17 protein-coding genes are annotated in these 23651 nt (G+C 69.3%); 4 read left to right on the top strand and 13 right to left on the bottom strand.

Annotated elements, in window-relative coordinates; translation table 11 throughout:
• Nucleotides 1-17 precede the first annotated feature (17 nt).
• From trxB to ACZ6B8_RS13480, 6 genes are all read right to left on the bottom strand, one after another.
• Nucleotides 18-995 (bottom strand): thioredoxin-disulfide reductase, encoded by a 978-nt coding sequence (gene trxB / locus ACZ6B8_RS13505; protein ID WP_471088498.1) that lies wholly within the window; start codon nt 993-995, stop codon nt 18-20.
• Nucleotides 996-1209: 214 nt separating this feature from the next.
• Nucleotides 1210-2157 (bottom strand): anti-sigma factor family protein, encoded by a 948-nt coding sequence (locus ACZ6B8_RS13500; RefSeq protein WP_471607320.1) that lies wholly within the window; start codon nt 2155-2157, stop codon nt 1210-1212.
• On the bottom strand, nt 2154-2897 hold the full coding sequence (gene sigM / locus ACZ6B8_RS13495; RefSeq protein WP_471607319.1) for an RNA polymerase sigma factor SigM: 744 nt from the start codon (nt 2895-2897) through the stop codon (nt 2154-2156). Before sigM ends, ACZ6B8_RS13500 begins: the two co-directional genes overlap by 4 nt.
• 38 nt (nt 2898-2935) lie before the next feature.
• Nucleotides 2936-4648 carry a protein kinase family protein gene (locus ACZ6B8_RS13490; RefSeq protein WP_471088492.1) on the bottom strand — a complete coding sequence of 571 codons (1713 nt, stop codon included), beginning with the start codon at nt 4646-4648 and terminating at the stop codon, nt 2936-2938.
• A gap of 118 nt (nt 4649-4766) precedes the next feature.
• Nucleotides 4767-7277, bottom strand: a complete 2511-nt coding sequence (gene murJ, locus ACZ6B8_RS13485; protein ID WP_471607318.1) for a murein biosynthesis integral membrane protein MurJ — start codon at nt 7275-7277, stop codon at nt 4767-4769.
• 46 nt (nt 7278-7323) lie between these two features.
• The gene (locus ACZ6B8_RS13480) at nt 7324-9702 is read right to left on the bottom strand and encodes a DUF6049 family protein (RefSeq protein ID WP_471088488.1); all 2379 of its coding nucleotides are present in this window, start codon (nt 9700-9702) and stop codon (nt 7324-7326) included.
• A gap of 193 nt (nt 9703-9895) precedes the next feature.
• Here ACZ6B8_RS13480 and ACZ6B8_RS13475 point away from each other — a divergent pair, with 193 nt between their 5' ends.
• Nucleotides 9896-11362, top strand: coding sequence for a CCA tRNA nucleotidyltransferase (locus ACZ6B8_RS13475; protein WP_471088486.1), 1467 nt, complete (start codon nt 9896-9898; stop codon nt 11360-11362).
• 130 nt (nt 11363-11492) lie between these two features.
• On the opposite strand, the gene ACZ6B8_RS13470 is transcribed toward ACZ6B8_RS13475, so the two are convergent.
• The 4 genes from ACZ6B8_RS13470 to ACZ6B8_RS13455 form a co-directional block, all read right to left on the bottom strand.
• Nucleotides 11493-12017 (bottom strand): LppU/SCO3897 family protein, encoded by a 525-nt coding sequence (locus ACZ6B8_RS13470; RefSeq protein ID WP_471088484.1) that lies wholly within the window; start codon nt 12015-12017, stop codon nt 11493-11495.
• 114 nt (nt 12018-12131) lie between these two features.
• Nucleotides 12132-13388, bottom strand: a complete 1257-nt coding sequence (locus ACZ6B8_RS13465; RefSeq protein WP_471607317.1) for an MFS transporter — start codon at nt 13386-13388, stop codon at nt 12132-12134.
• A gap of 114 nt (nt 13389-13502) precedes the next feature.
• Complete coding sequence (locus ACZ6B8_RS13460; protein ID WP_471088480.1) at nt 13503-14585, bottom strand: inositol-3-phosphate synthase; 1083 nt, start codon at nt 14583-14585, stop codon at nt 13503-13505.
• Nucleotides 14586-14644: 59 nt separating this feature from the next.
• Nucleotides 14645-15331 (bottom strand): PadR family transcriptional regulator, encoded by a 687-nt coding sequence (locus ACZ6B8_RS13455; protein WP_355812085.1) that lies wholly within the window; start codon nt 15329-15331, stop codon nt 14645-14647.
• 373 nt (nt 15332-15704) lie between these two features.
• Here ACZ6B8_RS13455 and ACZ6B8_RS13450 point away from each other — a divergent pair, with 373 nt between their 5' ends.
• Both ACZ6B8_RS13450 and ACZ6B8_RS13445 read left to right on the top strand, forming a co-directional pair.
• Nucleotides 15705-18464 carry a transglycosylase domain-containing protein gene (locus ACZ6B8_RS13450; RefSeq protein WP_471607316.1) on the top strand — a complete coding sequence of 920 codons (2760 nt, stop codon included), beginning with the start codon at nt 15705-15707 and terminating at the stop codon, nt 18462-18464.
• Between the two features lie 151 nt (nt 18465-18615).
• Nucleotides 18616-20253 (top strand): glycosyltransferase family 87 protein, encoded by a 1638-nt coding sequence (locus ACZ6B8_RS13445; protein WP_471088476.1) that lies wholly within the window; start codon nt 18616-18618, stop codon nt 20251-20253.
• Between the two features lie 122 nt (nt 20254-20375).
• Here the strand turns inward: ACZ6B8_RS13445 and ACZ6B8_RS13440 are convergent, their stop codons facing one another.
• The 3 genes from ACZ6B8_RS13440 to ACZ6B8_RS13430 form a co-directional block, all read right to left on the bottom strand.
• Nucleotides 20376-21407 (bottom strand): alanine racemase, encoded by a 1032-nt coding sequence (locus ACZ6B8_RS13440; protein WP_471088474.1) that lies wholly within the window; start codon nt 21405-21407, stop codon nt 20376-20378.
• A gap of 66 nt (nt 21408-21473) precedes the next feature.
• Complete coding sequence (locus ACZ6B8_RS13435) at nt 21474-22595, bottom strand: lipid II:glycine glycyltransferase FemX (RefSeq protein ID WP_471088472.1); 1122 nt, start codon at nt 22593-22595, stop codon at nt 21474-21476.
• A 148-nt stretch (nt 22596-22743) separates the two neighbouring features.
• On the bottom strand, nt 22744-23058 hold the full coding sequence (locus ACZ6B8_RS13430; protein WP_471088470.1) for a hypothetical protein: 315 nt from the start codon (nt 23056-23058) through the stop codon (nt 22744-22746).
• 265 nt (nt 23059-23323) lie between these two features.
• Here ACZ6B8_RS13430 and rpsF point away from each other — a divergent pair, with 265 nt between their 5' ends.
• Entirely contained in the window at nt 23324-23614 is a 291-nt protein-coding gene (rpsF, locus tag ACZ6B8_RS13425; protein WP_016644628.1) for a 30S ribosomal protein S6, read from the top strand.
• Nucleotides 23615-23651 lie beyond the last annotated feature (37 nt).

Below are 23651 nucleotides of genomic sequence, written 5' to 3'. Positions count from 1 at the left end.
AGGGGGAAGGGTACGGGTCAGACGCTGGCGGTCGGGGTCTTCTCGGGCTCCGGGGCCTCGGCGTCGGAGAGCGCCGCCAGGAACCGCTCGGCGTCGAGAGCGGCCGAGCAGCCGGTGCCGGCCGCCGTGATGGCCTGACGGTAGGTGTGGTCGACGACGTCACCGGCGCCGAAGACACCGGTCAGGTTCGTCCGGGTCGAAGGTGCGTCGACCTTCAGGTACCCCTCGTCGTCCAGCTCGAGCTGGCCCTTGAAGAGCTCGGTGCGCGGGTCGTGGCCGATCGCGATGAACAGGCCCGTCACCGGCAGCGCGGACGTCTCGCCCGTCTTCAGGTTGCGCAGCGTCAGGCCCTCGAGCTTCGGGTCACCCTTGATCTCGGCGACCTCGCTGTCCCAGATGAACGAGATCTTCGGGTCGGCGAAGGCACGCTCCTGCATCGCCTTGGAGGCACGCAGGGTGTCACGGCGGTGCACGATCGTCACGGACTTGGCGAAGCGCGAGAGGAAGGTGGCCTCCTCCATCGCGGTGTCGCCACCGCCGATCACGGCGATGTCCTGGTCCTTGAAGAAGAACCCGTCACAGGTGGCGCACCAGGAGACACCGCGGCCGGAGAGGGCGTCCTCGTTCGGCAGGCCCAGCTTGCGGTGCTGGGAGCCGGTGGTGACGATGACGGCCTTCGCGCGGTGCACGGTCCCGGCGGTGTCCGTCACGGTCTTGATCTCACCGCTGAGGTCGACGGCGACGACATCGTCGGGTACGAGCTCGGCGCCGAAGCGCTCGGCCTGGGCCCGCATGTTGTCCATGAGCTCGGGGCCCATGACGCCGTCCTGGAAGCCGGGGAAGTTCTCCACCTCGGTGGTGTTCATCAGCGCACCGCCGGCGGTGACGGCGCCCTCGAACACCAGCGGCTTCAGCGACGCGCGCGCGGTGTAGAGCGCCGCCGTGTAGCCGGCGGGCCCGGAGCCGATGATGATCACGTTACGGACGTCGGTCACGGCTTGATTCCTCGTCTCTGGGGACTGCTGCGTACTGCTGGCGGGGTACCTGTATCAGGACTCTCACCCCACCCAACGGATCCTACGGGGCATGCATTCCCCGACACGTACGCGCGCACGGGAGCGGGCGAGGAGGGAGAGTGCCCTGCGCCACAAGACCGCTGGCAGCAGCGCCGAGCGCCCGCGCAACGGCGCGGCGATAAACCCTGGGACGTCAGCCCTGCGGGTAAGCGTGGGTCACGAGAACCTTGCCCGCGGACGGCGAGGACTTCCCCACACAGGCTGCATCGACGACGTACGCGGAGACCATGCCGCTGTCGGATTCATGGGGCACCACGACGAGGTAGGCGCGCTTGCCTTCGTATGAGCCCTCCTCGGCGGCGAGCGGAGTCCTGTCACCGATGCCGCGCTGGATGCATTCCGGAACCTCGACCGCTCGCAGCGTGGAGTCCTTGTTGGGCGACTCCGGGCTGGAACGGGGAGCGAAGGACGGCGTCGACGCCTCCGACTTCCCCGGAGACTTCCTGACGTGGTTCTTGTCGAGGAGATCGGCGACGTGGGTCTTGAGCTCTTTCCCGGAGAAGACCTCCGCGGCGTTCGGCCGTTCCGATGCGGACCCGGTCGTCCCGGTGGGATCGCTCCCCATGGTCTGCGTCAGCAGGGTGCCGAGGCCGATGGCGGCCGCGGTGAAGACGGCGCCGAGCACGGCGGTGCGTCGGCGGGTGCCCCGCAGCCGGCCCGAGCGCCCCGGACCGGTGGCCGCACGGGAATGACCGGCAGGGCGGTCGGTAGCCCCGGAGGGCGCAGGGGTGGGCGTTGTTTCACGTGAAACATGCGCGGTCGCGGGTGCCGAACCCACAGCCACGGGCTCCGGGACCGCTTCTGTCGGCATGCCGTCGGAGGTCGCGGAGTCCAGCAGTGCCTCGGCCGCCAGCGCGGCATCGATGCGCCCGGCCACGTCATCCGGCATGCGCGGCGGGCCCGGCAGGGTGCCGAGCAGGCTGCGGATCTCCTGCAGTGAGGCGTGGACGTCGGCGCAGAGGTCACAGCCGGCCAGGTGGCTGAGCACCTCGCTCGTACGCGACGGAGAGAGGAGCCCCTCGGCCAGGTCGGAGATCTCAGCGACGTCCGGGTGCCCGGACGAGTCGGTCGTGGTCGTCACGCTCGCCCACCTCCGCCCTTCACAGCAGCTGAATCGCTCGTTCCCGTATCCCGTGGCCCTGCTGCCGGTGGGACGGATGGCTCCTGCGTCCGGTTCCTTTCTGCGCGGGGCTTCTTGCTGTGGCCGTCGTCCGCGGGGGTGCCGCCATCCGCATCACCGGGAGGGGATTCCGTCCGCAGATGGGTGAGGAGTGGCAGCAGTCTGGCTCTCCCGCGAGCGCAGCGGCTCTTGACCGTGCCGGTGGGGACGTCGAGCACGTCGGCGGCCTCGGCCACCGGGTAGCCCTGCATGTCGACCAGGACGAGCGCGGCCCGTTGCTCGGGAGGGAGGGTGCCCAGTGCCTCCACGAGCTCCCGGTGCAGATCTCCGCGCTCCACCGGGGCTGCGGCGGACTCCTCCGGCTCCAGGAGCTGCTCGAGGCGTTCGGCGTCGTCGATCGGGGAGGTCTTACGGGAGGCCGCCTTACGCGCCCGGTCGAGGCAGGCGTTCACCGTGATGCGGTGCAGCCACGTCGTCACGGCCGACTGCCCCCGGAAGGTGTGGGCCGCGCGGTAGGCGGAGACCAGCGCGTCCTGCACCGCGTCGGCCGCCTCCTCGCGGTCCCCCAGGGTGCGCAGCGCCACGGCCCACAAGCGGTCGCGGTGGCGCCGGACGATCTCGCCGAAGGCGTCCTTGTCGCCCGCGACATGGCGGGCGAGGAGGTCCTTGTCGCTCATGTCGCCGTGCGCGGTGTCGTCCACCGTCGAACCGCCTCCCCCCGTGAGCCGTGGTGGGCCTTCTAGCCCTTGAGCTTCACGTCGGTGATCGCCTGCTTGTACCCCGCCCGGTAATACCCCTCGGCAGCAGAACGCGGAACCTCCGTCATCCACAGGAGCACGTACTGCGACTTCACGGGCTTCTTCGCCTTGATCTTCAGGGTCTGGCCCGACGTGGTGGCAGTGCCGATCTTCTTCAGGGAGGAGACATCCGTCGAGGGCGTCAGGGAGTCCGCGGCGTACAGCTCGACCGTGGTGTGGTCACCGCCGTAGTGAAGGGCTATCGACGCCTCGGAGACGTTCTGTTCCGATCCGAGGTCGTAGACGATACCGACACCCGGCTTGTACGGGGCGAGCCTCGGCCCTTCATTGAACGTCTTGGTCCGCCAGAGCGTGGACCCGTCGGTGTCGTAGGTGTTGTCGACGTCTCCCGGCGCCTGGGCCCCGCCGGACACGACGAACTCCTGGGCGCCCTTGATCGCGATCGGCTTGGCGGGCTTGGGCTGGCCCTTCTCGCCGCCTTCATTGGTGTGCGTGGTGCCGGGGTCGCTGGAGTTCTCACGGTCCATCAGGGCGTCCGCCAGCTGCCAGCTGCCCAGCCCGAGCGCGGCGATGAGCAGGGCGGAGACGCCCCACTTGAGCACCTTGCCGGTACGGCTCTGCAGCGGAGGCGGGGGCGCGGGCACCACCTGGGTGACCCCCGGATGTGCCGATGTGCGGCCGTACGTCCCCTGTTGGTACGTGGTGCGCTGGTACTCCGGCGGCGCGGTGAACGCGGGCTCCGGCGGGCGGATGCGGGGCATCTCGCCGATCGCCTTCACCAGCTCCTCCGGAGTGGTGCACGGAGGGTCCTGGCGGGACGCGGTCGCGCCGTCGTTGACGAGCGCGCGCATGGCGAGCTCCGACAGGCCGCGGTGGACGCCGGCGCGCACCTGGTCGGGGGCGATGAGCCCGACGTCCTTGGGCAGCCCGGAGAGGCCGTACGCGTCCTCCTCGTACGGCCAGCGCTGGGTCAGCGAGGCGTACAGGAGGGCGCCGATCGCCTCCGTGTCCGTGCGCTGCGGGGTCTCGGAGCTGATGCCGCGCAGGGCGGCGTTCACGGCCAGGCCACGGATGCGGTACTGGCCGGTGGAGGTGCGCAGGACGGCGCCCGGGGTCAGCCGCAGATGGGCGAGCCCCTCGCGGTGCGCGGCGGCCATGGCCTGCGAGACCTGGCTGACGAGCTGGTAGGCGTCGTGGGCCTCCAGCGGGTTCGCGGCGAGGAGCGCGGTCAGCTCCGTGGCGTCCGGGAGCCATTCGTGGACCACGTAGACGAGGTCGTTCTCCTCGACCGCGTCCAGGACCTGCACGAAACGCGGGTCACCGAGCAGCGCCGAGGAACGGGCCGCGGCGAGGACCGAGCGGGCCCTCGGGTGGTCGGCGGGCAGCAGATGCACGCCGACGGCACGCCGGAGTTTCTCGTCGACCGCACGCCAGCTGCTGAATCCGTCCAGACGGGTGACGCACTCCTCGAGGCGATAGCGTCTGGCGAGCTTGTGGCCACTGTGCAGTTCGGGGGGTGAGGAGGCCCCGCGGCTCGTGGACTTGTCGTTGTCCGCCCCGTCTTCGTCTGCTGCCGTGTCCCGCTCCCGGGTCTGGGCCACCCCGTCGGCCGTGGCCTTCTCCGCCTTGGCGGCCAGCGGCTCGTCGCCGCTGGTGTCTGCCACGTCGACGGCAGCCGTGCTCCGTTCCGCCACCGTCGTTCCTGCCTCCCCATCCATTGCGCTACGTCGGACGCCAAAGCCAATTGTGCCCACAGTCTGGTGCTATGCACGACACACGGTGGCTGGCGATGGTTGTGCGCGGCCGCTCATCTCAGCGACCGAGACGGCCGCGGACCATGCCGACCATCGAGTTGAGCTCCGCGATCCGCATGCGCTTCGCGGCGACGAAGAAGACTCCGAGCAGTACCACGCCACCTGCGAGCAGGGCCGCCAGCGACCCGAGGACACCCTGTCCGAGCCCCTGGGTGACCGCGTAGGCGGCGCCGCCGCTGAGCAGGGCCGCGGGCAGCGCCGCGATCCCGAGGCGGGCGTAGGTGCGCAGGACGTTGGCGCCGTCCAGGTCACCGCCGAGGCGCTTGCGCAGCCGGCGCCAGGCGACGCCCACACCGATGGCGTACGCGAGGCCGTAGACGGCGGCCATGCCGGTGACCGCCCAGCGGGTGGGCAGCAGCATGTAGCAGGCGCCGGAGGCGGCGGCGTTGACGGCCGCGACGATGACCGTGTTGTAGAAGGGCGTGCGGGTGTCCTCGTAGGCGTAGAACGCGCGCAGCACCACGTACTGCACGGAGTAGGGGATCAGGCCGAGGCCGAAGGCCATCAGCATGTAGCCCATGTTCGTGGCCTGTGCGCTGCCCGAGGAGCCGAAAATCAGGGTGCACATCGGGATGCCGAGCGCGACGAATCCGAAGGCGATCGGGACGATCGCGACCGCCGTGGTGCGCAGGCCCTGTGAGATGTCGTCGCGTACGGAGCCGGTGTCACCGTCGTGCGCGGACCGGGCCAGCCGAGGCAGCAGGGCCGCCATCAGGGAGACCGTGATGATGGCCTGCGGGAGGCCCCAGATGAGCTGGGCGTTGGCGTAGGCGGCGAAGCCGATGCCGCTCGTCGCGGGCAGGTCGGTGGTGGCCGCGGTCGCCAGCTGCGTCACGACGATCGCGCCCGCCTGGTTGGCGAGGACGAAGAGAATGGTCCACTTGGCGAGCTTGGCGGCCTTGCCGAGACCGTGGCCCTTCCAGTCGAAGCGGGGGCGCAGCCGGAAGCCGGTCTCGCGGAGGTACGGGATCATCGCCAGCGCCTGTACGACCAGACCGAGCAGGACGCCGACGCCGAGGAGGCGCTCGGCCTGCGGGGGGATGCTGTTCACCGTCATGCCGGACTCGGCCGACGACCCGTACACCCAGATGAACATGCCGAGCGTCGAGATGATGACGATGTTGTTCAGGACCGGCGTCCACATCATCGCGCCGAACTTGCCGCGCGAGTTGAGGATCTGCCCCATCACCACGTGCACACCCATGAAGAAGATCGAGGGCAGGAAGTAGCGGAGCAGGGTGACGCCGACCTCGGTGGCCGCCGGGTCGTCCGCGACCGGCACCGACATCACCCGGACCAGCTGCGGTGCCAGGACGATGCCCAGGACGGTGAGCGCGCCGAGCGCCACCATCACGAGCGTCAGGAGACGGTTGGCGTAGGCCTCGCCGCCGTCGTCGTCCTCCTTCATGGAGCGCACCAGCTGGGGCACGAAGACCGAGTTGAGGCCGCCGCCGACGGTGAGGATGTAGATCATCGTCGGGATCTGGTAGACGACCTGGAAGGTGTCGCCGAGCAGACCGACACCGAGCGCCGAGACGATCAGGGCGGAGCGGATGAAGCCGGTGAGGCGGGAGACGAGCGTGCCGGCCGCCATGACCGCGCTCGACTTCAGCAGGCTCGACGCACGGCCGCCGGACTTGCCGGCGGGGGCGGGCGGCGGCGCGGCGGGCTCCGGCGCGGGATCCGTCATCGGAGCGGCGGCGGGCGCCGGGACGATCGGCTGCTCGGCGGCGGGCGGGTAGCCACCGTCGACGGGCTGCGGGTAGCCGTTGCCCTGCGGATAGCCGCCGTCCTGGTGGTACTCGCTGCCCTGCTGGTAGCCGTTGCCCTGGGGGTAGCCGTTGTCCTGCGGGTATCCGTTGTCCTCGGGGTGGCCGCCCTGCTGGTAGGCGCTCTGCGGATAACCGCCCTGCGGATGGCCCTGCTGGGGGTAACCGCCTTGTTGCGGGTACCCGGCCTGCTGCTGATAGCCGCCCTGCTGGTAGCCCTCACGGGGATACGCGTCCTGCTGGTAGTCGGCCTGTCGGCCGCCGTACCCGCCGGGCTGCTGGTCGCGGAAGAGGTGGGCGAAGGCGTCCGGCTCGTGGCGCTCCTCGCCGGCCTGGGTGACCAGGTCGTCGACGCCCACGAACTGCGTCGTACGGGCGTCGTCGCCGTACGGGAGGTGCCGGGTCGGGCCCTCCGGCTCGGGGGCAGGGGTCTGCGCCCACCTGCGGGGGTCCGGAGCGTGTGGCGGGGCGGGCGGCTGGCCGTAGAGCGGCTGCTGCGGGTAGGTGCCCGGCGGCGGCGGTGGGTGCACCGCGCGGTCGTAGAGCGCCTCGGTCACCGGATCCTGGGCGGAGAGGTCCTGCGCCCGGTAGGGATCCTGGTCGTAGGCGTCCTGGAGGTACATGTCCGGCGCGGGCTGCGGCGGCACCTGCCCGTGCTCGGGAGAGCCGGGCGGCAGGTCCTCGGGAGAAGCGGAGCCACCCGTGCCCTGGCCACGGTCACCGTCGTACGGCGCGTTCATGGTTACCCCACCTCATCGTCCCCGGGCCCACCGGCCACGACATCGCTCAACGCTCCACTCTCTCACCCGTGTCGGACGGGTCGGTGCTTTCCGGGGCGGTGTCCGGTGTCGGGTCACTCGGCTGCTCGGGGTCGCCCTCGCCCGGCTCGCTGCCGGATCCGCCCTCCGGGCCGTCGCCCGGGCCCGTTCCCGGCGCCTCCTGGGCCCGCTTCCGGGCCGCGCGCTTGCGCTGCGTGTACATCCGGAACCCGGCCAGCACGAGCAGCAGGAGACCGCCGGCGATGACGAGCATCACGGCGGGGGTGACCTCGGTGACATTGACGTCGAAGCGCACGACGTCGCCGTACGGCTCGCCGTCCTCCGTGTACAGCTGGGCGTAGACCGGGACCGGGCCGTTGGCGTTGGCCGTGGTCGTGAACTTCACGGACTGGGAGTGGCCACCCGCGATCTTGATCTGCTTCTCCTCGAACTGCCCGTCGCCCACCTTCAGACGCGTGGGGTTGGTCGAGGACAGACGCAGGACCAGGTGCTCGACGTCCTGCACCAGGTTGTTCTGCACGGAGATCGGGATGGTGGCGCTGCGGCCGGAGAGCTTCGCGTCGGACCGCTGGATGAGGGAGACCTGCCTGGTGAGGTCCTTCAGGTAGCTCCCGACACTGCGCCGGTAGGCCTTGGCCTCGGTCGGGCGGCCGCGCCAGGACGTGGACATCTCACGGTCTATGGCCCTGCCGAAGGGGGTGACCACCCGGTCCTTCTCGGTGAGGATCACCTGGAAACGCTCGAGCCGGCTCTGGGTGTTCTGGATGGCCTCGAAGGCCAGCTGCGGCAGCTCCTGCTTGCGCAGGGCGGCGGGGTAGGACCCGGCCGACGGGACCTGGGTGGTGGCGTCCGGGTCCGGCTTGGCCTTCGCGGCCGCGGCCAGGTCCTGCGGCTGGGACCACTTCTCGTCGCCGAGGGTCGACAGCGCCTTGTGCATGGCCTGGGCCTGGCTCGCCGTGGGCATGCGCTGCGGGGCGACGACGATGTTCCGCTGCCGGTCGGGATCCTGCAGATTGATCATCAGGCTCTGGGCGAGGAACTCCTGGACGGCGAGAGTGGAGTCCTCCGCTCCCGTCATGTCGCCCTGGAAGGCCGTGGAAAGGCGCGCGTCGGCCACCACGGCGGTCGTGCCGCCACCGATCGGCCGCGCCGCGGACGGCGAGTAGGACAGACCGCCGGTCTCGCGCAGGCTGTCGCTGCGGGCGATCACCGTATGGGCACCGGCGGAGGTGGCGACGTCGACGATCGACGGGTCGATCGCGCCGTCGGCGGGCCAGGCGAAGTCCGTGCTCGGCTTCACCTGCAGGATGGCCTTCACCGCGCCGGCGCCGACCTCGGTGGCCTCCTTCAGGTGGCCGAGGGAGCCGGAGACCGTCTTGCCGGTGTGGGCGAGGGAGGCGAGGTCGGGGTCGGCGAAGGGCAGGGACACGACCTTCTTGCCCTTGACGGCGGACTGGAGGCTGTTGAGCCACTGATTGGCGAGCGTCTGGTGCTTGCCCGCCCTGGTGGTCTTCCCGTCGGGGTTCTCGATCCGATAGCTCTTCGTCATCGCCTCGACCGAGGAGAGCAGGTCCGGATCGACGACCCAGGTGACGTCCAGGCTGCTGCCGAGCGACAGGAGCTGTTCCAGGCGCCCGCCCGTGGCCAGTTCCTTGGCCAGGTCGTCGTTCTTGAAGACGGGGGTCTGCTGCTCGTCGGATCCGGTCTTCGCCGTGAGGTGGTTGGTCGAGGTGAGCGGCCACAGGTACGTGGTCTTCGTCTTCGTGGAGGCGGCGTCCGGCTGCCACGGCAGGAAGGTGTGCTCGATGCCGAGGACCTGGGGGTAGGCCTGGGCGGCGGTCTGCCCGGTGAGGGCCACGCCGAGCTGGTAGACGCCCTCGGAGCCCAGCGGCAGCTCCTTCGCCGGTACGGAGATGCTGAAGTCCTGTCGCACGCCGGGAGCGAGCCTGCTGAACTTGTCGACGTACTTCCCGCCGACCTCCGTGCCCTCGGATCCGGGCTGGAAGCCCGTGCGCTTCGCGGCGCTGTCGATGGAGCTGCGTGAGTTGAGCGGCGCGACACGCAGCCCGACCTGGGCGCCGGTCACCGTCTGCTTGCCGTTGTTCGTGACCGTGCCCGAAACGGTGACCGTGTCGCTCTCGCCGGGAGCGGTGGGGGTGAGCGAGTCCACAGAGACGTCGACGGTGCGGGAGCCGGTCGCCTCGGCCTTCGCGCCCGGCACGCCGGTGGCCGCCTTCGTGCCCGGCTCGGCGTGCGCCACCGGCCCCGCCGGGACCTGCAGCAGCCCGGCCAGCAAAGGGGTACCCACCAGCAGTGCTGCGGTGCGCCGCAGCCACCGGCGGGCAGGTGAGGGGCTTGTCCCCGGGAAGTCTGCCGCCTCGGCCACGCGTTCGCCCGTCCCTCGTCGTCAGTGGTCGTCGGATGTGCGTCCACGCATGGTAACGATGCGCGCTGTGGCGAAGTGCCGCGGACTGCTCCACGTGATCGGAAGAGCTGTCCGGAGCGGCGGCGCGGGGCCCGTGGGGCCGGGCGGGAATCGGGTCGGCCGCCGGCGTCCGGTGCACGTACCCTTTTCTGTTGTGCCGAACGCCAATGAAGACAATCCCAGCGCACTGAGCCAGGTGCAGCGCCGCGCGGTCAGCGAACTGCTGCGGGTGTCCCCTGCCGCGGACGACCTCGCCCGCCGTTTCCAGGAGGCCGGGTTCTCCCTCGCCCTGGTCGGCGGCTCGGTCCGGGACGCCCTGCTGGGCCGGCTCGGCAACGACCTGGACTTCACGACCGACGCCCGCCCCGAGGACGTACTGAAGATCGTCCGGCCGTGGGCGGACGCGGTGTGGGAGGTCGGGATCGCCTTCGGCACGGTCGGCTGCCAGAAGGAGGCCCGCGTCGGGGACGTCGAGCAGAGCTTCCAGGTCGAGGTCACGACGTACCGCTCAGAGGCGTACGACAGGACCTCGCGCAAGCCCGAGGTGTCCTACGGCGACTCCATCGAGCAAGACCTCGTGCGCCGTGACTTCACCGTGAACGCGATGGCCGTGGCGCTCCCCGAGAAGGAGTTCGTCGACCCGCACGGCGGGCTGGAGGACCTCGCGGACCGGGTGCTGCGCACCCCAGGCACGCCCGAGGAGTCCTTCTCGGACGACCCGCTTCGGATGATGCGGGCCGCGCGCTTTGCCGCGCAGCTGGACTTCGAGGTGGCTCCCGACGTCGTCGCCGCGATGAAGGCGATGGCCGAGCGCATCGACATCGTCTCCGCGGAGCGTGTGCGGGACGAATTGAACAAACTGCTCCTTTCCGCACACCCGCGCAAGGGCCTGGCCCTCCTCGTCGAGACGGGGCTCGCCGAGCGGGTCCTGCCCGAGCTGCCCGCGCTGCGCCTGGAGCGGGACGAGCACCACCGCCACAAGGACGTGTACGACCACTCCCTGATCGTTCTCGAGCAGGCGATGGCCCTGGAGGCGGACGGTCCCGACCTGACGCTGCGGCTCGCCGCGCTGCTGCACGACATCGGCAAGCCCCGGACACGACGCTTCGAGAGCGACGGCCGGGTCTCCTTCCACCACCACGAGGTGGTCGGCGCCAAGATGGTCAAGAAGCGCATGACGGCCCTCAAGTACTCCAACGAGCTCGTGAAGGACGTCTCGCGCCTGGTCGAGCTCCACCTGCGCTTCCACGGCTACGGCACGGGCGAGTGGACGGACTCGGCCGTACGTCGCTACGTACGGGACGCGGGCCCCCTCCTGGAGCGGCTGCACAAGCTGACCCGCTCCGACTGCACGACGCGCAACAAGCGCAAGGCGAATGCCTTGTCCCGCGCGTACGACGGCCTGGAGGAGCGCATCGCCCGCCTCCAGGAGCAGGAGGAACTGGACTCGATCCGCCCCGACCTCGACGGCAACGACATCATGGAGGTCCTGGGCGTCAGCCCGGGCCCGGTGATCGGCAAGGCCTACAAGTTCCTGCTTGAGCTGCGCCTGGAGAACGGACCGATGGAGCGGGACGCGGCGGTGGCGGCGCTCAAGGAGTGGTGGGCGACCCAGGACTGAGTCGACGTCATGCGAGAGGGCGGGGCGGATGTTTCACGTGAAACACCCACTCCGCCCTCATTACGCCGAGGGGCGTTGTTTCACGTGAAACCGTGAAACAACGCCCCTCAGTTGTTCCTGCTGTTCGCTACTAGGCCTTCTTCAGGCACAGCACGACGTTATGGCCCTTGCCGCTCTGGTAGTAGGCGATCTCGGAGGTCTTGACGGCCTCGCACTTGGTGCTGTCGCTGGTGCCGTCGAACTTCTCGACGACCTTGAACTCGGAGTCGCCCGAGGAGCAGTCGACCTCTTCCAGATCTGGCGTGATCTGGCTGCCCTTGTTGTGCATGCAGCTGCCGACGGAGATGGACTCAGCGTCGCTCTTGCTGAACTGCCACTTGCCGATGCCTATGAGGATCGCGACCAGGATGAATCCGCCGATGCGCAGGAGCAGCTTCTTGCCGCCGCGCCGCGGCGCGGGGGGCGGGGGGACGGGGCCGCCCTGGTTGAAGGCCGGGTACGGGGCCGTCGGCCCACCCGGCTGGCCCTGCTGCGGCGGGTAGGGGGCTGCGGGGGCCTGCTGGCCGTACGGAGCGACGCCGCCCTGCGGCTGCCCATAGGGGTTCTGGCCCTGGGGCGGGTACGGAGTCTGGCCCTGGGGCGGCGGAGTGGTCACTTTGGGGGTCCCCCTCGAACGGAAGCGCGATGGCGCGAATACGACGCCCGTAAGTTATCCGGGCCGAGTGGGAACTCTGAAGTCCAGAAGGGCTCTGTGTCACTGATGTGACACTTACTGCGCGTCAAAGCGGGCCATAGCCCCAGCAATCGCCGCGTAGACCAGAGCCACCGTGACGACCAGCGGTATCGAGCGGCCGTCCGGCGGCAGTATCAGGGCGGCGACCGCCGCCGCGCCGACGAACGCCACGTTGAAGAGGACGTCGTAGACGGAGAAGATCCGGCCGCGGAAGCCGTCGTCCACCGAGGACTGCACCACCGTGTCCGTGGCGATCTTCGCGCCCTGAGTCGTCAGGCCGAGGACGAAGGCGGCGACGAGCAGCGGGGCGGGGGCGAAGGTGAGCCCGAGCGCCGGTTCGAGGACCGCGGCCGTTCCCGCGCAGGCGATGATCCAGCCGCCCGCCCCCAACCGCCCCACCGCGGCCGGCGTCACCAGGGCCGCCACGAAGAAACCGGCGCCGGAGACCCCCAGGGCCACTCCGAGCAGCGCGAGCCCGTCGGGCTCCGTCGACGACCACGCGTACCGGCAGAGCATCAGGACCATGACCGTCAGCGCGCCGTAGCAGAACCGCATCATCGTCATCGCCGCCAGCGCGCGGGCGGCCGCGGGGCGTCGCGTCAGGTGCCGTACTCCCGCCGCGAGTCCGTGTGCCGTGCCGGCCAGCGCGGCCGCGAGCCGTGGCGGCACGAGCTCCGGATCGGGGCCGAGGAGTTCACGGGCCATGCGCAGCGAGACGAGGGCCGCGCAGAGGTAGAGCAGAGAGCCGAGCAGCACCACCGCCGCGTCCGAGTCCGCGGCCACCAGCCGGACGACGAAGGCGAGGCCGCCGCCGGCGGTCGCGGCGAGCGTCCCCGCGGTCGGCGAGAGGGAGTTGGCGAGGACGAGGCGGTCGGCGTCGACCACGCGGGGCAGTGCGGCCGAGAGACCGGCGAGCACGAAACGGTTGACGGCGGTGACGCAGAGCGCGGAGACGTAGAAGAGCCAGTCGGGCACGCCGCTCAGCATCAGCACCGCGGTCAGCGACGCCAGCACGGCCCGCAGGAGGTTGCCGTAGAGGAAGACCTGACGACGCTGCCAGCGGTCGAGCAGCACGCCCGCGAAGGGACCGATCAGCGAGTAGGGCAGGAGCAGCACCGCCATGGCGGAGGCGATCGCGCCCGGTGACGTCTGTTTCTCCGGGGAGAAGACGACGTACGTGGCGAGCGCGACCTGGTAGACGCCGTCGGCCCCCTGGGAGAGCAGCCGTACGACGAGCAGGCGCCGGAAATCCCGCAGTCGCAGCAGTATCCGCAGGTCACCGACGACAGCCATGGAGCACAGCCTCACATACGCGGAGGGTCCCCGGGCGGAATGCCCGGGGACCCTCGACAAGCGGCAAGGAGAGAGCTTTCAGCGCTCTGCCTCGGTCAGGGCTCGACCTCTCGGTCAGCGCTCGACCTCGCCCTTGATGAACTTCTCGACGTTCGCGTAGGCCTCGTCGTCGAAGTACTGGACCGGCGGGGACTTCATGAAGTAGCTCGACGCGGAGAGGATCGGGCCGCCGATGCCGCGGTCCTTGGCGATCTTCGCGGCGCGCAGGGCGTCGATGATGACACCGGCCGAGTTCGGGGAGTCCCAGACCTCGAGCTTGTACTCCAGGTTCAGCGGGACGTCGCCGAAGGCGCGGCCCTCGAGGCGGACGTACGCCCACTTGCGGTCGTCGAGCCACGCCACGTAGTCCGACGGGCCGATGTGGACGTTCTTCTCGCCCAGCTCACGGTCCGGGATCTGCGAGGTGACGGCCTGCGTCTTCGAGATCTTCTTGGACTCGAGGCGGTCACGCTCCAACATGTTCTTGAAGTCCATGTTGCCGCCGACGTTGAGCTGCATGGTGCGCTCGAGACGGACGCCGCGGTCCTCGAACAGCTTCGCCATCACACGGTGCGTGATGGTGGCGCCGACCTGCGACTTGATGTCGTCGCCGACGATCGGGACACCGGCCTCGGTGAACTTGTCCGCCCACTCCTTGGTGCCGGCGATGAAGACCGGGAGGGCGTTGACGAACGCGACCTTGGCGTCGATGGCGCACTGCGCGTAGAACTTCGCGGCGTCCTCGGAGCCCACGGGCAGGTAGCAGATGAGGACGTCGACCTGGCGGTCCTTGAGGATCTGGACGATGTCGACCGGGGCCTCGGAGGACTCCTCGATGGTCTCGCGGTAGTACTTGCCCAGGCCGTCGTGGGTGTGGCCGCGCTGGACGGTGACGCCCTTGTTCGGCACGTCGCAGATCTTGATGGTGTTGTTCTCGCTGGCGCCGATGGCGTCCGAGAGGTCGAGGCCGACCTTCTTCGCGTCGACGTCGAAGGCGGCGACGAACTCGACGTCACCGACGTGGTAGTCGCCGAACTGGACGTGCATCAGGCCCGGGACCTTGGTGTCCGGGTCTGCGTCCTTGTAGTACTCGACGCCCTGGACCAGCGAGGCGGCGCAGTTGCCCACGCCGACGATGGCTACGCGAACCGAACCCATTCCGGTTGCTCCCTGTGTGATCTCGGTATTCCGGTTGAAACCCCGCGGAACGCTGGGTCTCACTTGGTGGGGTCATCGGACGGATCCGGCGGCGGGTTGGTCTCCCGCCGCCGGGGCAGGCCCGCCGACTCCCCGGATGTGCTGTTCTGCTGAGCGGAGCCGCCGGGGGCGGACCGTTGCTGGTCCCGCCCCGCCCGCTCGCTCTCGATGAGCTCGTTCAGCCAGCGCACTTCGCGCTCCACGGACTCCATGCCGTGGCGCTGCAGCTCGAGCGTGTAGTCGTCCAGGCGCTCCCGGGTACGGGCCAGGGAAGCGCGCATCTTCTCCAGGCGCTCTTCGAGGCGGCTGCGGCGGCCCTCGAGCACCCGCATCCGCACGTCCCGCGAGGTCTGCCCGAAGAAGGCGAAGCGGGCGGCGAAGTGCTCGTCCTCGTAGGCGTCGGGGCCGGTCTGCGACAGCAGATCCTCGAAGTGCTCCTTACCTTCCGCCGTCAACCGATAGACGATCTTGGCGCGACGCCCTGCGAGTGGAGCTGCGAGGGCGTCCTCGGGGCTGCTGCCCGTCTCCTCGATCAACCAGCCGTTGGCGACCAGCGTCTTGAGGCAGGGGTAGAGCGTCCCGTAGCTGAAGGCGCGGAACACTCCCAGTGACGTATTGAGGCGTTTGCGCAGCTCATAGCCGTGCATCGGGGACTCGCGAAGCAGGCCGAGCACGGCGAATTCCAGGATGCCGGAGCGCCTGCTCATCTTCGCCTCCCGTCTGCCGCGGTCCCTCAGGACGACCTTTATGCCGAGCTGATGTATCGACTCGATACATCGAGACGATAGAACGGCGACCCGGATGAGACAAGAGGGGGCACGGTGAACGGCGTCACATCACCGATTCGTAGGAAGTAACTTGCCTGATTTGGGGTGAACTTCGGCTCTACGAGGGTTTTGACGGTGCGTAGTCTGTGCGCCATGCATGCCACCGGGAACCAAGTGACGCCGGGGAGCGTCGTCGTCCCCGGTGCAGTGCGGGTGAGCTCCGGAACGGGCGCATCCGTACTTCGGGGGGACCGGAAACCAGCCGCCGTTGCCAGGCGTGGACAGCTGCGCCTGCCCGAGGAGTAATCGTTCGATGAGCGAGCACCGTCGCAAACCGCCGCAGCCGCAGGGCGGCGGACGCGCCGCGGCCCGGCGCGGCGCCCCACCACCGTCGGGCCGCCGTGCGGCACCGCGGGGCGACACCGGATCGCCCTCTTCTTCTTATGGGGCACCGGGATCAGGCACTCCGGACGACGGAGGCCGACCCTACGGCGGCCGGGCCGAAGCCCGGCGCGCCGCACAGCGCAGTGGCTCACTCGGTGCGAGCGGCGGCCGCCGCAGGGCGCCCGACGGAGGTGGGCGCTCGGGCGGTGGCGGCCGTCGAGGCGGTGGCGGCCCCGGCGGTCCGAGCGGACCGGGCCGCGGTAGAGGCCGCGGTGGCGCCGAGCCGCCCCGCAAGAAGCGGTTCATCGACTACCCGCGCGCGGGCAAGTACGGCGCGCGGCGCTGGGTCCCCTCGTGGCGCCTGGTCTCGGGTGTGTTTCTCGGCTTCCTCGGCAGCGTGATGGCGGTCGCCGGCATCTCGTACGCGTTGGTGGAGGTGCCCGAGGTCGACAAGGCGGCCAAGGCGCAGAACAACGTCTACTACTGGGACGACGGCAAGCAGATGGTCGCGACCGGCGGTGAGCGCAACCGCCAGATCATCGACTACGACGACATCCCCGAGGAGATGCGCTTCGCCGTCATGTCGGCGGAGAACAAGTCCTTCGAGAAGGACAAGGGCGTCGACCCGATGGGCATCACCCGTGCCCTGGTGAACATGGCCAAGGGCGGGCAGACCCAGGGTGGCTCGACGATCACCCAGCAGTACGTGAAGAACGCGCGGCTGGGCGACCAGTCGCAGACGTTCACCCGTAAGTTCAAAGAGCTCTTCATCTCCATAAAGGTCGGCCGGACGGTCTCCAAGGAAGACATCATGGCCGGATACCTCAACACCGCCTATTACGGGCGTGGGGCGTACGGCATCCAGGCGGCCGCGCGGGCCTACTTCAACAAGGAAGCCAAGGAGCTGGACCCGAGCCAGTGCGCGCTTCTCGCCACCGTGCTCAAGGGCGCCACGTACTACGACCCCGCCGGCTACCCCGAGATCGACCCCGCGGCCAGCTCGCAGGACAACACCGAGCGCGCCAAGAAGCGGTGGGCGTGGATCCTCGACGAGGAGGTCAAGGACGGCCGTCTGACCGCCGCCCAGCGGGCCAAGTACCAGAAGTTCCCCAAGCTGCAGAACCCGCGCTCGAACATCGACCTGGCAGGCCAGACCGGCTACCTCGTGGACCTGGCCAAGGCGTACGTCATCCGGAACACCAACATCACCGCCGAGCAGCTCCAGCAGGGCGGCTACGAGATCCACACGACCTTCAACAAGGCGAAGGTCAAGGAGCTCGAGGAGTCGGTGAACAAGGTCCGCAAGGCGCGGATCAAGCCGAAGCTGCGGCCGGAGAAGGACACGCACGTCCAGTTCGGCGGCGCCTCGGTGGAGCCCGGGGACGGCGCGATCAAGGCCATCTACGGCGGTGAGGACGCCACGAAGCACTTCACCAACAACGCCGACCAGACCGGTGCCCAGGTCGGTTCGACGTACAAGCCGTTCGTGTTGGCCGCCGCCTTCAAGAACGGCGTGCGCAACCCGGACCTCGGCGAGATCCAGGCGGACAGCGAGCGCACGGTGGTCAACCCGAAGAGCCTGTACAGCGGCAAGAACAAGCTCAAGATCCAGAAGTACGACGGGAACGTCTGGACCGACCGCGACGGCAAGGAATGGCTCCAGAAGAACGACGGCAATGAGTCGTACAACCCCCCGACGTACCAGATCGACCTCCGCGAGGCGATGAGGCAGTCGGTCAACTCGGCTTATGTGCAGCTCGGCATGGACGTCGGTCTGGAGAAGGTGAAGGAGGCGGCCATGGCGGCCGGCCTCAAGGACGACCGGTCCATGGCGAGCGCCAACTACCCGTCCTTCTCGCTCGGAACCTCGTCGCCGAGCGCGATCCGGATGGCCGGGGCGTACTCCACCTTCGCGGCGAGCGGTGAGCAGAACGACCCGTACTCCGTCACCGAGGTGCAGCACGAGGGCGACTCGGTCTACACCCACAAGAAGCAGAGCAAGCGTGCCTTCGACGACACGGTCGCGGACAACGTCACCGACGTGTTGCGGACGGTCGTGGACAAGGGCACCGGTACCTCCGCCAAGCTCGCCGGCCGCCAGGTCGCGGGCAAGACCGGTACGACGGACGGCAACAAGTCCGCCTGGTTCGTGGGCTACACCCCGCAGCTGTCGACGGCGGTGAGCATGTACCGGCTCGACGACGACGAGTCCAACAAGCAGCGGCACTTCCTGGAGATGTTCGGCACGGGTGGCGAGGAGAAGATCCACGGTGCCTCGTTCCCCGCGCAGATCTGGCAGGACTACATGGAGCGGGCGCTCAAGGGTGAGCCGGTGAAGAACTTCCCCGTGCCCGGGCCGATCGGTGAGGTCGTCGGCGAGACCCCGCCCCCGTCGACCGCTCCTACGAAGTCCGAGGAGCCGCAGAAGACCACGTCGCCCACGCCCTCGCAGTCCAAGTCCTCCAAGCCTCCGACGCAGTCGCCCGACCCCGGGGAATCCTGCGACCCGCTCGACTGGGACTGCAAACACGACGGTGGCCAGGAGAACGGCGGGGCCGAAGGGGGCGTCGGCGGCGGCCCCGGCGGACCGGGAGGCCAGTCACCACCCGCCACGGAGGACCCGGCCGGTGGCGGGGTCAACGAGGGGAACGAAGACGGCGGAAGCCACTTCATCGGTGGCCCGGGCTGAGCCGAGCCCGTGGGAGTGGCCCGGTGAACCGCCGGGACACCGTCCGCGGATGTTTCACGTGAAACGAGGGCCGTGAAAAACGAGGGCCGTCGCGCCGATGGGCGCGGCGGCCCTCTCCGCGTTCTCCGTCGGGTACGGCAGGATGGCGGGCATGCCCAGTGCAGACCCCCACAGCGCAGACTCCCCCGGCGCGCATTCTCATGGTGCAGAGCACGAGAGCGTCGGCCCCCACCGCTCAGGACACCTCGGTGCGGACTCGGGCGCCGAGACCGCGCTCACGAGCGAGTACGAGCCGGCGGAGGCGCGGGAGCCGGAGCCCGAGCCGGTGCGGCCGACCGGAGAGGACGAGGTCGCCCGGGCCGGCAGCGAGCTGATCGGGGGCCCGACCGGACGAAGAGTGCTGTTCGCGCCGACCTGGTGGACCCCGGTGCGCATCATCGCGCTCGTCGCTCTCGGGATGTTCGTGCTCGGAATGATCCAGAAGATGCCGTGCTACAACGGCGCCTGGTTCTTCGGGGCGAGCTCGCAGTACACGCACGCCTGCTACTCCGACATCCCCCACCTCTACCAGGGCCGCGGCTTCGCCGACGGGCTCGTGCCGTACTTCGACAAGCTGCCCGGTGACATGGAGTACCTGGAGTACCCGGTCCTGACCGGGGTGTTCATGGAGGTGGCCTCCTGGGTCACTCCCGGCAGCGGCTCCATCCAGCACCAGGAAAAGATCTACTGGATGGTCAACGCGGGGATACTGATGGCCTGCACCGCGGCCCTCGCCATCTGCGTCGCGCGGACCCATCGGCGGCGCCCCTGGGACGCGCTGCTCGTCGCTCTCGCGCCCGCGCTCGCGCTGACGGCCACCATCAACTGGGACCTGCTCGCCGTCGCTCTCACGGCCGCCGCGATGCTGATGTGGTCACGCGCGCGTCCGCTCGCCTTCGGCGTGCTCCTGGGCCTCGCGACGGCCGCCAAGCTCTATCCGGTGCTGCTGCTCGGACCGCTGCTGATCCTGTGCTGGCGCGCGGGCCGCTGGCGGGAGTTCGGGGCGGCCCTGGCCGGCACGGTGGGCACCTGGCTGGTCGTCAACCTTCCGGTGATCCTGCTCGCCGGCGACGGCTGGTCGAAGTTCTACTCCTTCAGCAAGGAGCGCGGCGTCGACTTCGGCTCCTTCTGGCTGATCCTGTCCCAGCGCATGGACTCGCCACCGGGGACGGACACGGTCAACACCTTGGCGACGGTTCTGATGCTCCTCGCCTGTCTCGCCGTCGGCGCGCTCGGACTGACCGCGCCGCGCCGCCCGCGCTTCGCGCAGCTCGCCTTCCTGGTGGTCGCCGCCTTCGTCCTCACCAACAAGGTCTACTCGCCGCAGTACGTCCTGTGGCTGATTCCGCTCGCCGCGCTCGCCCGCCCGCGCTGGCGGGACTTCCTGATCTGGCAGGCGTGCGAGGTCGCGTACTTCCTGGGGATCTGGATGTACCTGGCGTACACGACGAGCGGAGACGCCCATAAGGGTCTGCCGACCGAGGGCTACCAACTGGTCATCGTCATCCACCTGTTGGGCACGCTCTACCTGTGCGCGGTGGTCGTACGCGACGTCCTGATGCCCGAACGGGACGTCGTACGGCAAGCCGGGGAAGACGACCCCTCAGGGGGCGTCCTGGACGAGGCGGAGGACGTCTTCGTCCTCGGCTACACCGGCCGCGCCACCCGGACCGCGCTGCGTTCCACCGCGGTGCCCGCCGCCGCTTCTCCCGCGGTGAAGTGGGGAAGGGCGACCGATCCGGCGCCCTGAAGTGGCTGCGCCGAGACCCAGGCGTGTTCGCTCAGGGCGAACGGGCCGATGAGAGGGGAAAACGGAGGGGCCGGTACGACGACGAGTCGTACCGGCCCCTCCGTCCATCGCTCAGCCGCTGCTCAGCGGTCGACGATCCGGTCGAACTGCGTGGTGGTGTGCCGCAGATGGGCCACCAGCTCCTCGCCGACCGTCGGCTCCGGCGCGTCGGACGGCACGAACAGGATCGAGACCTGCATGTGCGGCGGCTCCGCGAACCAGCGCTGCTTGCCCGCCCAGACGAAGGGCGAGAGATTGCGGTTCACGGTCGCGAGGCCCGCACGGGCCACGCCCTTGGCGCGCGGCATCATGCCGTGCAACGCCTTCGGGGCCTCCAGGCCGACGCCGTGCGAGGTGCCGCCCGCGACGACGACCAGCCAACCGTCCGACGCCGCCTTCTGCTGGCGGTAACCGAAGCGGTCGCCCTTGGCGACTGCGGTGACGTCCAGGACGGCGCCCCGGTACTCGGTGGCCTCGTGGTCGCCCAGCCAGAGGTTCGTGCCGATCCGCGCGCGGAACCGGGTCTGCGGGAACTGCTGCTGCAGACGCGCCAGTTCACCCGCCTTGAGATGACTGACGAACATCGTGTGCAGCGGAAGCCGGGCCGCGCGCAGGCGGTCCATCCAGCCGATGACCTCCTCGACGGCGTCCGAGCCGTCGGTGCGGTCCAGCGGCAGGTGGATGGCGAAGCCCTCGAGGCGCACGTCCTCGATCGCCGCGTGCAGCTGCGGCAGCTCCTGCTCGCTGACGCCGTGCCGCTTCATCGAGGACATGACCTCGATGACGACGCGGGCGCCCACGAGGCCGTAGACGCCGTCGAGCGAGGACACGGAGCGGATCACGCGGTCGGGCAGCGGCACCGGCTCCTCGCCCCGCCGGAACGGGGTCAGGACCAGCAGATCGCCGCTGAACCAGTCCTTGATCCTGGCGGCCTCGTAGGTGGTGCCCACGGCGAGGACATCGGAGCCGAAGCGGGTGGCTTCCTCGGCGAGGCGCTCGTGACCGAAGCCGTAACCGTTGCCCTTGCAGACCGGGACGATGCCCGGGAACTGCTCCAGCAGGTGCTTCTGGTGTGCCCGCCAGCGCGCGGTGTCGACATAGAGCGTGAGCGCCATGGCTGGATCCCGGAACCTTTCTCGTGCCTGCGGTGTATCGGAGTGATGGAAGGAAATTGTGCGGGATCAGCGGCGCGACATGTAGATGTCGAGCGCCTTGTGCAGCAGCTTGTTGAGCGGGAAGTCCCACTCGCCGATGTACTCGGCGGCCTCGCCGCCGGTACCGACCTTGAACTGGATCAGACCGAAGAGGTGGTCCGTCTCGTCCAGTGAGTCGGAGATGCCGCGCAGGTCATAGACGGTGGCCCCCATGGCGTACGCGTCGCGCAGCATGCGCCACTGCATCGCGTTCGAGGGCCGGACCTCACGCCCGATGTTGTCCGACGCGCCGTAGGAGTACCAGACGTGTCCGCCGACGACGAGCATCGTCGCGGCCGACAGGTTCACGCCGTTGTGCCGCGCGAAGTACAGCCGCATGCGGTTGGGGTCCTCGGAGTTGAGGGCCCGCCACATCTGCTCGAAATAGGCCAGCGGCCGCGGGCGGAACTTGTCGCGCACCGCGGTGATCTCGTAGAGCCGCTGCCACTCGGCGAGGTCCTGGTAGCCGCCCTGGACGACCTCGACGCCGGCCTTCTCGGCCTTCTTGATGTTGCGCCGCCACAGCTGGTTGAAGCCCTTCTGGACCTCGTCCAGGGAGCGGTTGGCCAGCGGCACCTGGAAGACGAAGCGGGGCTGCACGTCACCGAAGCCGGCGCCGCCGTCCTCACCCTGCTGCCAGCCCATCCGGCGCAGCCGGTCGGAGACCTCGAAGGCACGCGGCTCGATGTGCGTGGCCTCGGTGTCCCGCAGGCGCTTCACGTCCGGGTTCTGGATGCCTGCCTTGATCGCCGGAGCGTCCCAGCGGCGGATCACGACCGGCGGACCCATCTTCACGGAGAAGGCGCCCTGCTGCTTCAGATGCGCCAGCATCGGCTGCAGCCACTCGTCGAGGTTCGGGGCGTACCAGTTGATGACCGGGCCCTCGGGGAGGTACGCGAGATAGCGCTTCAGCTTGGGCAGCTGTCGGTAGAGCACCAGGCCGACGCCGACCAGCTGACCGGTCCTGTCGTCGAACCAGCCCAGGTTCTCCGAGCGCCATTCGCTTTTCACGTCAGCCCATGCCGGGACCTGGCAATGACTCGCCGACGGCAGTGTCTGGATATACGCCAGATGCTGCTCGCGACTGATGGTCCTCAGGGTCAGACTCATTCGGGGCGCTCCTCGGGCTGGTGTGTCCCCATGGGTACAGGGGCTCCGGCTCTCGCGCCGAAGCCTACTGCGCCCCGCGAGCGCCCCGACTGGGCGTACGGAACTCAGCACCCCGGCCCGCGTGGGCGACCGGGGTGCCCGGAGGCCGTCAGCCGACGATTCCGCCGAAGAGACCGCCGTGTGCCATGCCCAGGAAGAAGCCGACCGCCGATGCGCCGAGGCCGAGGATCAGACCGAAGCGCTCGCGCGTGGTCACCGAGATGAACTGGCCGTACGCGCCGGTGGCGATCCCGATCAGGCCTGCCCACGAGCTGATCAGATGGAGGTTGTGGAACATCGCCGTCACGAAGGCGATCACCCCGAGCACCAGCGTCACGCCGAGCAGCGCGTCCTGGAGCGGATGGGCTTTGCCGTCGGTGGCGAAGAGAGAAGTGCCGGTATTCGGTCGCATTGCCTGTGCCATGGAGGCACCTCCTGCGGAAGGCGGCGCATCGTAGCGCCGTACACACCCGATGTGTACAGATTCTGCCCCTCCGACGCCGGATTTCAACCGGAAGCCTCGGTGCGGGTACTCTGTACCGTCTGCACCGGTGTCTGCCCTGGCCACAGCAAGAGCCCCCGCTCGCGGGAGTCGATTGTCAGTGGCGGCCGATACCGTTGCGTACGCATCACGACCCTCCTGCCACGGAACGACCGTGGCCGCTGAGTCCAAAGGAGGTGGGTTCCACATGCGTCACTACGAAGTGATGGTCATCCTCGACCCCGATCTCGAGGAGCGCGCTGTCTCCCCGCTGATCGAGAACTTCCTCTCCGTCGTCCGTGAGGGCAACGGAAAGGTCGAGAAGGTCGACACCTGGGGCCGTCGTCGTCTGTCCTACGAGATCAAGAAGAAGCCTGAGGGCATCTACTCGGTCATCGACCTGCAGGCCGAGCCTGCGGTCGTCAAGGAGCTCGACCGACAGATGAACCTGAACGAGTCGGTCCTCCGGACCAAGGTCCTCCGTCCCGAGATGCACTGAGCTCTCTAGCTCAGCAGCACCCGGGAATCGAGTAGCA

The organism is Streptomyces sp. NPDC041122, from assembly GCF_055592445.1.
Note: the sequence above shows the minus strand (reverse complement) of the source record. Positions and strands in the feature narration are given on the sequence as shown.